Genomic DNA, 14202 nt, shown 5'->3' with positions numbered 1-14202 from the left:
CGACGCACTGTCACACCCCGCAAGTAGGGTGGGAGGCATGGCAGACCCCTCCAGCTACCGCCCCAGCCCGGGGCAGATCCCCGACTCCCCGGGGGTCTACAAGTTCCGCGACGAGCACCGCCGGGTGATCTACGTCGGGAAGGCCAAGAACCTCCGCCAGCGCGTCGCCAACTACTTCCAGGACCTGGCCCATCTCCACCCGCGTACGCGCACCATGGTGACGACCGCCGCCTCCGTCGAGTGGACGGTCGTCTCCACCGAGGTCGAGGCGCTCCAGCTGGAGTACACCTGGATCAAGGAGTTCGACCCCCGGTTCAACGTCAAGTACCGGGACGACAAGAGCTATCCCTATCTCGCCGTCACGCTGAACGAGGAGTTCCCCCGCGTCCAGGTGATGCGCGGCGCCAAGAAGAAGGGCGTGCGCTACTTCGGTCCGTACGGGCACGCCTGGGCGATCCGCGAGACGGTCGACCTGATGCTCCGGGTCTTCCCCGTCCGCACCTGCTCCGCCGGGGTCTTCAAGAACGCCGCCCGCACCGGCCGCCCCTGCCTGCTGGGGTACATCGACAAGTGCTCGGCCCCCTGCGTCGGCCGGGTCACCCCCGAGGAACACCGGGAGCTGGCCGAGGACTTCTGCGACTTCATGGCCGGGCGCACGGGCACCTACATCCGCCGCCTGGAGAAGGACATGATGCAGGCGGCCGAGGAGATGGAGTACGAGCGCGCCGCCCGCCTCCGGGACGACGCCGGGGCCCTCAAGCGGGCCATGGAGAAGAGCGCCGTCGTCCTCGCGGACGCCACCGACGCCGATCTGATCGCCGTCGCGGAGGACGAGCTGGAGGCCGCCCTCCAGATCTTCCACGTGCGCGGCGGCCGGGTCCGCGGCCAGCGCGGCTGGGTCACCGACAAGGTCGAGGCGGTCGACACCGCCGGCCTCGTCGAGCACGCCCTCCAGCAGCTGTACGGGGAGGAGCGCGGGGACGCCGTCCCCAAGGAGGTGCTGGTCCCCGCCCTGCCCGAGGACACCGCGGCGGTCTCCCAGTGGCTCGCCGAGCGCCGGGGCGCCCAGGTCAGCCTGCGCATCCCGCAGCGCGGCGACAAGAAGGACCTGATGGCGACGGTCCAGCGCAACGCCCAGCAGGCGCTCGGCCTGCACAAGACCAAGCGCGCCTCCGACCTGACCACCCGCTCCCGGGCGCTGGAGGAGATCGCGGAGGCGCTCGGTCTGGACGCCGCCCCGCTGCGCATCGAGTGCTACGACATCTCCCATCTCCAGGGCGACGACGTGGTGGCCTCCATGGTGGTCTTCGAGGACGGCCTCGCCCGCAAGAGCGAGTACCGCCGCTTCCAGATCAAGGGCTTCGAGGGCCAGGACGACGTCCGCTCGATGCACGAGGTGATCGGCCGCCGCTTCAAGCGCTATCTCCAGGAGAAGGAGCGGACGGGCGAGTGGGAGCAGACCCCGCCGGTCTCCGGGGAGGCCCCGCACCCCGGACAGCTCCCCCCGCCGCCCGGCCCCGGCCAGGAGGGCGTCCAGGCCCCGGCCCCCACCCGGGCCCCCTCGCTCCCGGACACCCCGCAGGGTGCCCAGGCCCCGACGCAGGGCGCCCCGCCGCCGACCGACGACACCGACCCCCGCGAGAGCGACGGTCGCGAGGACGACGGCCGGCCCAAGCGGTTCGCCTATCCGCCGCAGCTCGTCGTGGTCGACGGCGGACAGCCGCAGGTCGCCGCCGCCCGGCGCGCCCTGGACGAGCTGGGCATCGACGACATCGCCGTCTGCGGCCTGGCCAAGCGCCTCGAAGAGGTCTGGCTGCCCGATGACGACGACCCCGTCGTCCTGCCGCGCTCCAGCGAGGGCCTCTACCTCCTCCAGCGCGTCCGCGACGAGGCCCACCGCTTCGCCATCACCTACCAGCGCTCCAAGCGGGCCAAGCGCATCCGCTCCAGCCCCCTCGACGATGTGGCCGGGCTCGGCGAGACCCGCAAACAGGCGCTGATCAAGCATTTCGGCTCGGTGAAGAAGCTCCGGCGGGCGACAATCGAGGAGATCTGCCAGGTCCCCGGGATAGGGCGCCGGACGGCCGAATCGGTGGCGGCCGCCCTCGCCGCCGCCGCTCCCGCGGCCCCTGCCGTGAACACGGCCACAGGAGAGATCATGGAAGAAGAGGACGACGGGGGCACGTCATGACCGGACCCACCGGCCGGGCCGCCCGCCAGGACGCCACCACGCGCCCCGGCGACCCCGGCCACCAGCAGCATCAGCAGCACGAACGAACAGACCGAGCAGACGGAGCAGACGTGAGTACGAACACCACGACCGAGACGGGCGAGGCAGCGGTGCCGGCCATCCCCGAGCTGGTGATCATCTCCGGCATGTCCGGCGCCGGCCGCAGCACCGCCGCCAAGTGTCTGGAGGACCTCGGCTGGTTCGTCGTCGACAACCTGCCGCCCGCGCTGATCCCCACCATGGTGGAGCTGGGCGCCCGCTCCCAGGGGAACGTGGCGCGGATCGCCGTCGTCGTCGACGTGCGCGGCCGCCGCTTCTTCGACAACCTGCGCGAATCCCTCGCCGACCTGGAGGCCAAGCACGTCACGCGGAGGATCGTCTTCCTGGAGTCCTCCGACGACGCCCTGGTCCGCCGCTTCGAGTCGGTCCGCCGCCCGCACCCCCTCCAGGGCGACGGCCGCATCGTCGACGGCATCGCCGCCGAGCGCGACCTGCTGCGCGAGCTGCGCGGCGACGCCGACCTGGTCATCGACACCTCCAGCCTCAACGTGCACGAGCTGCGGGCCAAGATGGACGCCCAGTTCGCGGGCGAGTCCGAGCCGGAGCTGCGCGCCACGGTGATGTCCTTCGGCTACAAGTACGGCCTGCCCGTCGACGCCGACCTCGTCGTCGACTGCCGCTTCCTGCCCAACCCGCACTGGGTCCCCGAGCTGCGCCCCTTCACCGGCCTCAACGAGGAGGTCTCCGGCTACGTCTTCGACCAGCCGGGCGCCAAGGAGTTCCTCAACCAGTACACGGAGCTGCTCCAGCTGATCGCCGCCGGTTACCGCCGCGAGGGCAAGCGGTACGTGACCATCGCCGTGGGCTGCACGGGCGGCAAGCACCGCTCCGTCGCCATGTCGGAGAAGCTCTCGGCCCGCCTGGCCGCCGAAGGAATCGAGACCGTCCTCGTCCACCGGGACATGGGGCGCGAGTGACCGGTCGCAATCTGCGGATGCGCCGGCTGAGCCGCGCCGGCGCGGCGCTCTCCGGCCGCAGACGCGGCGGGCAGCCCAAGGTCGTCGCGCTCGGCGGCGGCATGGGCCTCTCGGCGTCCCTGGCGGCGCTGCGCCGGATCACCGGCGACCTCACGGCCGTGGTCACCGTCGCGGACGACGGCGGCTCCAGCGGCCGGCTGCGCGAGGAGCTGGGCGTGCTGCCCCCCGGCGACCTGCGCAAGGCGCTCGCCGCGCTCTGCGGCGACGACGACTGGGGCCGCACCTGGTCCCGGGTGGTCCAGCACCGCTTCGAGTCCCAGGGCGACCTGCACGGCCACGCGGTCGGCAACCTGCTGATCGTGGCCCTCTGGGAACAGCTCGGCGACCACGTCCAGGCGCTCGACCTGGTCGGCAGGCTGCTCGGCGCGCACGGCCGGGTGCTGCCCATGTCCGCCGTGCCGCTGGAGCTCCAGGCGCTGGTCAAGGGCCACGACCCCGAGCTGCCCGACGCGATCGTCACCGTGCGCGGCCAGGCGACCGTGGCGCTCACCCCGGGCGAGGTGCAGTCGGTGCACGTCGTCCCGCCCGACCCGCCGGCCGTCCCGGAAGCGGTCGCCGCCGTCCTGGACGCCGACTGGGTGGTCCTCGGCCCCGGCTCCTGGTTCTCCTCGGTGATCCCGCACCTCCTGGTGCCGGAACTGCTCGACGCACTGGTCACCACCAAGGCCCGCAAGGTCCTGTCGTTGAATCTCGCACCACAGCCCGGTGAAACCGAGGGGTTCTCACCGCAGCGTCATTTGGAGGTTTTGGGACGACACGCCCCTAAACTCGCCTTGGACGTGGTGCTGGCCGACGAGGCAGCCGTGCCCGACCGTGCATCGCTCGACGACGCCGCCCAGCGGCTCGGGGCCGCGGTCGAGCTGGCGCCGGTGGCATCGCCCGACGGCGTTCCGGTCCATGATCAGGAGCTGTTGGCCGCCGCGTACGACCGTATTTTTCGGATGCATGGAAGGATCGGCCCATGGCGATGACGCCAGCGGTGAAGGACGAAATCTCTCGGCTTCCCGTCACCCGGACCTGCTGCAGGAAAGCAGAGGTCTCGGCGATTCTTCGGTTCGCGGGCGGGCTGCACCTGGTGAGCGGCCGCATTGTGATCGAGGCCGAGCTGGACACCGCGATGGCGGCGCGCCGGCTCAAGCGCGACATCCTCGAAATCTTCGGGCACAGCTCGGAGCTGATCGTGATGGCCCCCGGCGGGCTGCGGCGCGGCTCGCGCTACGTCGTACGGGTGGTGGCGGGCGGCGACCAGCTGGCCCGCCAGACCGGCCTGGTGGACGGCCGCGGCCGCCCCATCCGCGGGCTGCCGCCGCAGGTGGTCTCGGGGGCCACCTGCGACGCCGAGGCCGCCTGGCGCGGGGCGTTCCTGGCACACGGCTCGCTCACCGAGCCCGGCCGCTCCTCCTCGCTGGAGGTCACCTGCCCCGGACCGGAGGCCGCCCTCGCCCTGGTCGGCGCGGCGCGCAGGCTCTCCATCGCCGCCAAGGCCCGTGAGGTGCGCGGGGTGGACCGGGTCGTCGTCCGCGACGGCGACGCCATCGGCGCCCTGCTCACCCGGCTGGGCGCCCATGAGTCGGTGCTGGCCTGGGAGGAGCGCCGGATGCGGCGCGAGGTCCGCGCCACGGCCAACCGGCTGGCCAACTTCGACGACGCCAACCTGCGCCGCTCGGCCCGCGCGGCCGTCGCCGCCGGTGCCCGGGTCGGGCGCGCGCTGGAGATCCTCGGCGAGGAGGTCCCCGAGCACCTCGCGGCGGCCGGCCGGCTCCGCATGGAGCACAAGCAGGCGTCGCTGGAGGAGCTGGGCGCACTGGCCGACCCGCCGCTCACCAAGGACGCCGTGGCCGGGCGGATCCGCCGCCTGCTCGCCATGGCCGACAAGCGCGCCCAGGATCTCGGCATCCCCGGCACCGAGGCGACGCTCAGCGAGGAGATGGCGGACGGTCTGGTCGGCTGAGCCGCCGCCGGCCCGGGACCAACGTCCCGGGCCGCGCCGGGACGTTGGTCCCGGCGCGTCCGGAGGCCCGTGCACCCTACTGGGGAGTACGGGCCTCCCGTCGTTTTCCCGTGGCGTGTACGGGCCCTCTCGATGTCACCCCAGGGGCCTCGGAGAGGTAGGGTCGATAGCGGTCGGGGACATCCCTATACACCTCGTCGGCTTCAGAAACCGGCGTACCTATACGAGGAGATCGGTTCGTGACGATCCGCGTAGGCATCAACGGCTTCGGCCGCATCGGTCGCAACTACTTCCGCGCGCTGCTCGAGCAGGGTGCGGACATCGAGATCGTGGCTGTCAACGACCTGGGTGACACTGCGACCACGGCCCACCTGCTGAAGTACGACACCATCCTGGGTCGTCTCAAGGCAGAGGTCAGCCACACCGCCGACACCATCACCGTCGATGGTCACACGATCAAGGTGCTCTCCGAGCGCAACCCGGCCGACATCCCCTGGGGTGAGCTGGGCGTCGACATCGTCATCGAGTCGACCGGCATCTTCACCAAGAAGGCCGACGCCGAGAAGCACATCGCCGGTGGCGCCAAGAAGGTCCTCATCTCGGCTCCGGCCAAGGACGAGGACATCACCATCGTCATGGGCGTCAACCAGGACAAGTACGACGCGGCCAGCCACCACGTCATCTCCAACGCCTCCTGCACCACCAACTGCGTGGCGCCGATGGCCAAGGTCCTCGACGAGAACTTCGGCATCGTCAAGGGTCTGATGACGACGGTCCACGCGTACACCAACGACCAGCGCATCCTGGACTTCCCGCACTCGGACCTGCGTCGCGCCCGCGCCGCCGCCGAGAACATCATTCCGACCACGACGGGTGCCGCCAAGGCCACCGCCCTGGTCCTCCCGCAGCTCAAGGGCAAGCTCGACGGCATCGCCATGCGCGTCCCGGTCCCGACCGGTTCCGCCACCGACCTCGTCGTCACCCTGGACCGCGAGGTCACCAAGGACGAGGTCAACGCCGCGTTCAAGAAGGCCTCCGACGACGGCGCCCTCAAGGGCTTCCTGACGTACACCGAGGACCCGATCGTCTCCTCGGACATCGTCGGCGACCCGTCGTCCTGCACCTTCGACTCCTCCCTGACCATGGTCCAGGAGGGGAACACGGTGAAGATCCTCGGCTGGTACGACAACGAGTGGGGTTACTCCAACCGCCTCGTCGACCTCACGGTCTTCGTCGGCAACCAGCTCTGATCCCCGGGGTCGGCAGCACCACGAGCGGCACCACGATGTGAGCGAGGGGCTCGACCGGCGCAACGACACGCCGGTCGGGCCTCTTAGCATGTTCATCCGTCCTTGCAAGGAGTAACGGAAGACCAGATGAAGACGATCGACGAACTTCTCACCGAAGGGGTCGCCGGCAGGCGGGTATTCGTCCGCGCCGACCTCAACGTGCCGCTGGACGGCACCACCATCACCGACGACGGCCGGATCCGCGCCGTCCTGCCGACCGTCGCCAAGCTCGCCGAGGCCGGCGCGCGCGTCGTCGTCGCCTCGCACCTGGGCCGTCCCAAGGGCGCCCCGGACCCGGCGTTCTCGCTGGCGCCCGCCGCCGCGCGCCTGGGTGAACTCCTCGGCGCCGACGTCGCCTTCGCCACCGACACCGTGGGCGACTCCGCCCGCGCCGCCGTCGCGGGCCTCACCGACGGCCAGGTCGCCGTCGTCGAGAACCTCCGCTTCAACGCCGGTGAGACCTCCAAGGACGACGCCGAGCGCGCCGCCTTCGCCGACCGGCTGGCCGAGCTGGCCGATGTGTACGTGGGCGACGGCTTCGGGGCCGTACACCGCAAGCACGCCTCCGTCTACGACCTCCCGGCCCGCCTGCCGCACTACGCGGGCTACCTGATCGCCACCGAGGTCGGCGTCCTGGAGAAGCTCACCACCGACGTCAAGCGGCCCTACGCCGTCGTCCTCGGCGGGGCCAAGGTCTCCGACAAGCTCGGCGTCATCGACCACCTGCTGGAGAAGGCCGACCGCATCCTGATCGGCGGCGGCATGGTCTTCACCTTCCTCGCCGCCCAGGGCCACGAGGTCGGCGCGTCGCTGCTCCAGGAGGACCAGATTCCGGTCGTCAAGGAGTACATCGAGCGGGCGAAGGAGCGCGGCGTGGAGTTCGTCCTCCCCGTCGACGTGCTGGTCGCCGGAGAGTTCCCGGACATGAAGACCAAGGCCCCGGCGAACCCCGCCACGGTGGCCGCCGACGCCATCCCCGCCGGACAGATGGGCCTGGACATCGGCCCCGAGTCCCGCAAGCTCTACGCCTCGAAGCTCGCCGACACGGCCACCGTCTTCTGGAACGGCCCCATGGGCGTCTTCGAGCACCCCGACTACGCCGAGGGCACCCGCGCGGTCGCCCAGGCGCTCATCGACTCCCCGGCGTTCACCGTCGTCGGCGGTGGCGACTCCGCCGCCGCCGTCCGCATCCTGGGCTTCGACGAGAACGCTTTCGGACACATTTCGACCGGTGGCGGTGCCAGCCTCGAATACCTCGAGGGCAAGACGCTTCCCGGCCTCGCCGCACTGGAGGGCTAACCCCGATGACCACCCGCACCCCGCTGATGGCGGGCAACTGGAAGATGAACCTCAACCACCTCGAGGCCATCGCCCACGTCCAGAAGCTCTCGTTCGCCCTCACCGACAAGGACTACGACGCCGTCGAGGTCGCCGTCCTGCCGCCCTTCACCGACCTGCGCTCCGTGCAGACCCTGGTCGACGGCGACAAGCTGAAGATCAAGTACGGCGCCCAGGACATCTCCGCGCACGACTCCGGCGCGTACACCGGCGAGATCTCCGGCCCGATGCTCGCCAAGCTGCGCTGTACGTACGTGGCCGTCGGGCACAGCGAGCGCCGCCAGTACCACGGCGAGAGCGACGAGATCTGCAACGCCAAGGTGAAGGCCGCCTACAAGCACGGCCTGACCCCGATCCTCTGCGTCGGCGAGGGCCTGGACGTCCGCAAGGCCGGCGACCAGGTCCCGTACACCCTCGCGCAGCTCGACGGCGCCCTGAAGGACCTCCCGGCCGAGCAGGCCGAGTCCATCGTCATCGCCTACGAGCCCGTCTGGGCCATCGGCACCGGCGAGGTCGCCACCCCCGAGGACGCCCAGGAGGTCTGCGGGGCGATCCGCGGCCGGCTGGCCGAGCTGTACTCGCAGGAGCTGGCCGACGCCGTCCGTATCCAGTACGGCGGCTCGGTGAAGTCCGGCAACGTGGCGGCCATCATGGCCCAGCCCGACGTCGACGGCGCCCTGATCGGCGGCGCCGCGCTCGACGCCGACGAGTTCGTCAAGATCGTCCGCTTCCGCGACCAGTGAGTATGCGGTAGCGCGGATCCGTCGTACCCTTGCGGGGGCCGAGAGGGCAGTCCACCCCTCCGGCCCCCGCAGTACGTACAGGCAGTAGTCGAGAATTCCGGAAAGTAGGGACCAGCCGTGGTTATGGCGTTCCAGATCGCTCTGATCGTCTTCAGCCTGCTGCTGATGCTGCTGGTGCTCATGCACAAGGGCAAGGGCGGCGGCCTCTCCGACATGTTCGGTGGCGGAATGCAGTCCTCCGTCGGCGGCTCCTCGGTGGCCGAGCGCAACCTCGACCGCATCACCGTCGTGGTCGGCCTGATCTGGTTCGCCTGTGTCGTCGTCCTCGGTCTGCTGGTCAAGCTCGGGGACTGACCCCGCCCGCGAATCCCGGTGACGGTGTAACTCCTTTCACTGGACGTGCGTTGGGCCTTACGTAGACTGAGGCTTCGTCGAGCACCATCAGGCAGGGAGTTACGACCGTGGCAAGTGGCAACGCGATCCGGGGAAGCCGGGTCGGAGCGGGGCCGATGGGTGAGGCCGAGCGGGGCGAGTCCGCGCCGCGCCTGCGCATCTCCTTCTGGTGCTCGAACGGGCACGAGACACAGCCCAGCTTCGCCCATGACGCGCAGGTGCCGGACACCTGGGACTGCCCGCGCTGCGGCTTCCCGGCCGGCCAGGACAAGGACAGCCCCCCGGACCCGCCCCGCACCGAGCCGTACAAGACGCACCTCGCGTACGTACGGGAGCGGCGCAGCGACGAGGACGGCGAGGCGATCCTCGCCGAGGCGCTGGCCAAGCTCCGCGGCGAGATCTGACCCACGCACCACCCCCGTCGTTCACCGGCCGGACACCCCACGGGTGTCCGGCCGGGCCGCTTTTCCGCCGCACGCCCCGCGTCCGCGCCTGCACGCCTCCTCGATCAATTAGGTTGGAGGGGCAGCGGGGATGCTGACGTACAAGAAGAAGTGGGCGGATATCCGGGATGAACGCAGCAAGCCGAACCAAGCTCAACCAGACCCCCGAGTGGACGGCTCTCGCCAAGCACCGCGAGGAGTTCGGCGCCACCGGACTGCGCGAGCTCTTCGCGCAGGCGCCGGACCGTGGCACCGCCTACACCCTCCGGGTCGGTGACCTCCACCTCGACTACTCCAAGCACCTGGTCACCGACGAGACGCTGCGCCTGCTGCGCGAACTCGCCGCCGCCACCGGGGTCGCGGAGCTGCGGGACGCCATGTTCCGCGGCGAGAAGATCAACACCACCGAGGACCGGGCGGTCCTGCACACCGCGCTCCGCGCCCCGCGCGACGCGGTCATCGAGGTCGACGGCGAGAACGTGGTGCCCGCCGTCCACGCCGTCCTCGACAGGATGGCGGCCTTCGCCGAGAAGGTCCGGGCGGGGGAGTGGACCGGCCACACCGGCAAGCCCATCAAGAACATCGTCAACGTCGGCATCGGCGGCTCCGACCTCGGCCCCGCCATGGCGTACGAGGTGCTGCGCTCCTTCACGGACCGCTCGCTCACCGTCCGGTTCGTCTCCAACGTCGACGGCGCCGACCTCCACGAGGCGGTCCGCGACCTGGACCCGGCCGAGACGCTCTTCGTCATCGCCTCGAAGACCTTCACCACCATCGAGACGATCACCAACGCCACCTCCGCCCGCGACTGGCTCCTCACCGAGCTGCGCGCCGGCCAGGACGCCGTCGCCCGGCACTTCGTGGCGCTGTCGACCAACGCGGAGAAGGTCGAGGAGTTCGGCATCGACACGGCCAACATGTTCGAGTTCTGGGACTGGGTCGGCGGCCGCTACTCCTACGACTCCGCGATCGGCCTCTCGCTGATGATCGCCATCGGCCCGGACCGGTTCCGCGAGATGCTCGACGGCTTCCACCTCGTCGACGAGCACTTCCGCACCGCCCCCGCCGAGGAGAACGCCCCGCTCCTGCTGGGCCTGCTCGGCGTCTGGTACGGCAACTTCTTCGACGCCCAGTCGCACGCGGTGCTGCCCTACAGCCACTACCTGTCCAAGTTCACCGCGTACCTCCAGCAGCTGGACATGGAGTCCAACGGCAAGTCCGTGGACCGCCGGGGCGACCGCGTCGACTGGCAGACCGGCCCGGTCGTCTGGGGCACCCCCGGCACCAACGGGCAGCACGCCTACTACCAGCTGATCCACCAGGGCACCAAGATGATCCCGGCGGACTTCATCGGCTTCGCCGCCCCGGTCCACGACCTGCTGCCCGGCCTGATCGCCCAGCACGACCTGCTGATGGCCAACTTCTTCGCCCAGACCCAGGCGCTCGCCTTCGGCAAGACGCCCGACGAGGTCCGCGCGGAGGGCGTGCCCGAGGAGCTGGTCCCGCACAAGACGTTCCGGGGCAACCACCCCACGACGACGATCCTCGCCGACAAGCTGACCCCCTCGGTCCTCGGCCAGCTCATCGCGCTCTACGAGCACAAGGTCTTCGTCCAGGGCGCCATCTGGGACATCGACTCCTTCGACCAGTGGGGCGTCGAACTCGGCAAGGTCCTCGCCAAGAAGATCGAGCCCGTGCTGACCGGAGAGGCCTCCACCGCGGAACTCGACAGCTCCACCGCCGCCCTGGTCACCGCCTACCGCACGCTGCGGGGGCGCTGAGCCCATGCAGGCGGGGGAGGGGACGGCGGACATACGGCTGCGGCCGCCGCGCAACACGCTGAACGAGCGGGTGGTGGGCTGGTGGCGGGTCCAGTCGCTGCTGACGACCGCCGTCCCCGTCGTCCCGCTCGCCGTGCTCGGCGCGCTGATCGGGCCCGCCCGGTTCTGGCTGCTGCTGCTCGCCGCGGTGTTCGCCGCGGCGGGCGGCACGGCCGCCGTCCTCCTCCCGCGCTGGTGGTTCCGCATCCACCACTGGGAGGTCACCGAGGACGCGGTCTACGTACGCACCGGGTTCTTCCGGCAGGAGTGGCGGATCGCGCCGATGTCCCGCATCCAGACCGTGGACACCGTGCGCGGCCCGCTGGAACAGCTCTACCGGCTCGCCACCGTCACCGTCACCACCGCCTCCGCCAAGGGCGCGGTCCGGATCGAGGGCCTGGACCACGAGGTCGCCGCCGAACTGGCCGAACGGCTCACCCGCATCACCCGTGACACCCCCGGCGACGCCACATGAGCACCCCGCGGGCCCCGTACGACGACTGGCGCCGCCTCGACCCCCGTACGGTCTGGGTCACCGCCGTCGTCGTCGCGGGCGTCGTGGCGGGCGCCGCCCTCCCGGCCACCCTCGGGCTCGCCAACTGGCTCGGGCTCCCCGGCGCGGTCCTCTGGGTGCTCGCCGCGGCCGTGCTGGTCATCGGGGCCGCGGCGGGCGCCGACCGGGTCCGCTGGCACCGCACCCGCTACCGGATCGGCGAGGAGCGCGTCGACCTCCACACCGGCCTCCTCCTCGTCAAACGCCGCTCCCTGGCCCGCGGCCGCATCCGTACGGTCGACCTCACCGCCAATCTGCTGCTGCGCCTCCTCGGCCTGGTCACCGTCAGGATCGGCACCGGCGAACAGGGCGGCGAATCCACCCTGGAGCTGGACCCGGTCACCCGCGCCGAGGGCGAACGGCTCCGCCGCCTCCTCCTCGAACGCGCCGCCCCCACCCCGCCCGGCGTCCACCGCGACGGTGAACTGGCCGCCCTCGACCCGCGCTGGATCCGCTACGCCCCGGTCTCCTTCGTCGCCCCCATGCTCGGCGGTGCGGCGTTCGGCGCGGTCCTGCAGATCAGCGACTGGCTCGGCGCCCAGGGCGAGGTCATCGCCTGGGCCGGGGACCGGTTCCAGGAGACCCCGCTCCTCTGGGTGATCGTCATACTGGTCACCGCCGCCCTGGCCGCCGGGATGATCGGGGCGCTCGGCCTCTGGATCGAGATGTGGTGGAACTACCGCCTGGAGCGCGAGCCCGGCGGCACCCTGCGGGTCCGCCGCGGGCTCCTCACCTCCCGGTCCATCTCCGTCGAGGAGGCCCGGCTGCGCGGCGTCGACCTCGTCGAACCCCTCGGCGTACGGCTGTTCGGCGCCGCCCGGCTGGACGCCATCACCACCGGCCTCGCCCAGGACCACGAGGCGAAGAACGCCGACCACAACACCGTCCTCCCGGTGGTGCCGCGCCCGCTGGCCGACTCCGTCGCCGCCGACGTGCTCCGGGAGACGGCCACCCCGACCGGGGCCGCGCTGACCTGCCACCCGCGCGCCGCCCGGGGCCGCAGGCTGCGCTGGTCGCTCGCCGCCGCCCTCGCACCGGTTCTGCTCCTCACCCTCCTCGGCGCGCTGCTCACCCCCGTACTGCTCTGGACCGCCCTCGGCCTCGCGGCGGTGTCCCTGCCGCTCGCGGTGGCGCTGGCGCTGGACGCGTACCGGGGGCTCGGCCACGCGCTCTCCGGCCGCTACCTGGTGACCCGCTCCGGCACGCTCCGCCGCTCGACGGCCGCCCTGGAGCGGGCCGGGGTGATCGGCTGGACCGTCAAGCAGTCGTACTTCCAGCGGCGGGCCGGGCTGCTGAGCATCACCGCCACCACGGCCGCCGGAGGGGGCGCGTACACGGCGTACGACACCGATGCGACCGAGGGCCTCGCCTTCGCCGCCGAGGCCGTCCCCGGGCTGCTGGAGCCGTTCCTGGAGCGCGCCGGCGCGGCGGTGGGAGAGACCGGCTCCGGCACAGAGCGGACGGTCGGTGACAGAGGGCCTGTGCCGGGCACTCCGTGACAGAGGGCACCAACCCGGCGTTGTGTGCGTGACCCCGCGTAGGCGACGATATCGATCATGACCTTCACCCACCGTCGTACGGTACTCACCGCCCTCGCCACCGCCGCCGTCAGCGGCCCGCTGCTCGGCTCGCTCACCGCGACCCCCGCCCACGCCACCGGCGACCTGGACATCTACACCTCCAACACCGACCTCTACAAGAAGCTCGCGGGCAAGGAGGGCGTGGAGTTCGCCCGCCGCTACAAGAGACACGAGTACGTCGACGACTCGACCCCGCAGAAGTACCCGTACAACCGGACCACCGTCATGGCCCTGCACGGCGGAGGCATCGAGACCGGCACCTCCGAACTCTGCCTCGCCATAGCCGGATACCACCCCGCCACGCTCGCCCCGCTCCAGGACGGCCACGGGACGCACGACTACTGGATGTTCGAGGGGCTGCGCACCTCGGGCAACCGCGACCTGCACGTCACGGCCAAGAACTGCGACGACCATGTCGCGCTCTCCATGGCGTTCGGCAGCCTCAACGTCCTGAGCCTGCACGGCTGTACGGCGGCGCAGGCGGGCACCGTCCCGCAGGCCGTGGTGGTCGGCGGCCTCAACACCCGGTTCAAGTCCCTGCTCAAGGCGGAGTTCGACGCGGTGGGCATCGCCTGGCGGGACGGGAACGAGACGCCCGACCTGGCCGGCGTCAACCCCGACAACCCGGTGAACCGCACCATGCTGTCCAAGGGCGGTCAGCTGGAGCTCACCACGGAGCTGCGCGCTGCGATGTTCACGAACAACACCCGCGCGGGCCGGGCCGGCTCCACGACCGCGGTCTTCGACCGGTTCGTGGGCGCCTGCCGGGCCGCGATCACGAAGCTGGAGCAGGGGACCGACCAGGTCATCCTCTGACCGGGAGGG

Annotated in this window: 13 protein-coding genes; all 13 read left to right on the top strand. The window is 71.2% G+C overall.

The window, feature by feature from the left end; all coding sequences use genetic code 11:
* The first annotated feature begins 37 nt into the window (after nucleotides 1–37).
* The 13 genes from uvrC to ACQ9ZG_RS06405 all read left to right on the top strand — a co-directional run bounded on the left by uvrC (nucleotide 38) and on the right by ACQ9ZG_RS06405 (nucleotide 14193).
* A complete protein-coding gene (uvrC, locus tag ACQ9ZG_RS06465) occupies nucleotides 38–2191 on the top strand; it encodes an excinuclease ABC subunit UvrC (protein ID WP_499280089.1) in 2154 nt (717 codons plus the stop codon).
* Nucleotides 2188–3207, top strand: coding sequence for an RNase adapter RapZ (gene rapZ, locus ACQ9ZG_RS06460; RefSeq protein ID WP_258311947.1), 1020 nt, complete (start codon nucleotides 2188–2190; stop codon nucleotides 3205–3207). Before uvrC ends, rapZ begins: the two co-directional genes overlap by 4 nt.
* Nucleotides 3204–4238 (top strand): gluconeogenesis factor YvcK family protein, encoded by a 1035-nt coding sequence (locus ACQ9ZG_RS06455; RefSeq protein WP_028419300.1) that lies wholly within the window; start codon nucleotides 3204–3206, stop codon nucleotides 4236–4238. Before rapZ ends, ACQ9ZG_RS06455 begins: the two co-directional genes overlap by 4 nt.
* The gene (whiA, locus tag ACQ9ZG_RS06450; protein ID WP_026237545.1) at nucleotides 4229–5218 is read left to right on the top strand and encodes a DNA-binding protein WhiA; all 990 of its coding nucleotides are present in this window, start codon (nucleotides 4229–4231) and stop codon (nucleotides 5216–5218) included. Before ACQ9ZG_RS06455 ends, whiA begins: the two co-directional genes overlap by 10 nt.
* A 239-nt stretch (nucleotides 5219–5457) precedes the next feature.
* Nucleotides 5458–6468, top strand: a complete 1011-nt coding sequence (gene gap, locus ACQ9ZG_RS06445) for a type I glyceraldehyde-3-phosphate dehydrogenase (protein ID WP_019762859.1) — start codon at nucleotides 5458–5460, stop codon at nucleotides 6466–6468.
* Between the two features lie 126 nt (nucleotides 6469–6594).
* On the top strand, nucleotides 6595–7806 hold the full coding sequence (locus ACQ9ZG_RS06440; RefSeq protein ID WP_084996136.1) for a phosphoglycerate kinase: 1212 nt from the start codon (nucleotides 6595–6597) through the stop codon (nucleotides 7804–7806).
* Between the two features lie 5 nt (nucleotides 7807–7811).
* Nucleotides 7812–8588, top strand: a complete 777-nt coding sequence (tpiA, locus tag ACQ9ZG_RS06435; protein WP_070203732.1) for a triose-phosphate isomerase — start codon at nucleotides 7812–7814, stop codon at nucleotides 8586–8588.
* A gap of 117 nt (nucleotides 8589–8705) precedes the next feature.
* Entirely contained in the window at nucleotides 8706–8942 is a 237-nt protein-coding gene (gene secG, locus ACQ9ZG_RS06430) for a preprotein translocase subunit SecG (RefSeq protein WP_026237546.1), read from the top strand.
* A 107-nt stretch (nucleotides 8943–9049) separates the two neighbouring features.
* Nucleotides 9050–9385: an RNA polymerase-binding protein RbpA gene (locus ACQ9ZG_RS06425; RefSeq protein ID WP_073217477.1), complete on the top strand. Its 336-nt coding sequence runs from the start codon at nucleotides 9050–9052 to the stop codon at nucleotides 9383–9385.
* Between the two features lie 167 nt (nucleotides 9386–9552).
* Nucleotides 9553–11205 carry a glucose-6-phosphate isomerase gene (gene pgi, locus ACQ9ZG_RS06420; RefSeq protein WP_028419303.1) on the top strand — a complete coding sequence of 551 codons (1653 nt, stop codon included), beginning with the start codon at nucleotides 9553–9555 and terminating at the stop codon, nucleotides 11203–11205.
* A gap of 4 nt (nucleotides 11206–11209) precedes the next feature.
* Nucleotides 11210–11719, top strand: a complete 510-nt coding sequence (locus tag ACQ9ZG_RS06415; protein WP_109915283.1) for a PH domain-containing protein — start codon at nucleotides 11210–11212, stop codon at nucleotides 11717–11719.
* A complete protein-coding gene (locus tag ACQ9ZG_RS06410) occupies nucleotides 11716–13296 on the top strand; it encodes a PH domain-containing protein (RefSeq protein WP_499280084.1) in 1581 nt (526 codons plus the stop codon). The genes ACQ9ZG_RS06415 and ACQ9ZG_RS06410 overlap by 4 nt, the downstream gene beginning before the upstream one ends.
* Nucleotides 13297–13353: 57 nt before the next feature.
* Entirely contained in the window at nucleotides 13354–14193 is an 840-nt protein-coding gene (locus tag ACQ9ZG_RS06405; protein WP_109914462.1) for a poly-gamma-glutamate hydrolase family protein, read from the top strand.
* The last annotated feature ends 9 nt before the right edge of the window (nucleotides 14194–14202 follow it).

Origin of the sequence: Streptomyces araujoniae, assembly GCF_050871195.1 — a bacterium.
In the GTDB taxonomy this organism is placed as follows: Bacteria; Actinomycetota; Actinomycetes; order Streptomycetales; family Streptomycetaceae; genus Streptomyces; species Streptomyces bacillaris.
The sequence above is the reverse complement of the archived record's forward strand: the minus strand, read 5'-3'. Positions and strand labels throughout refer to the sequence as shown.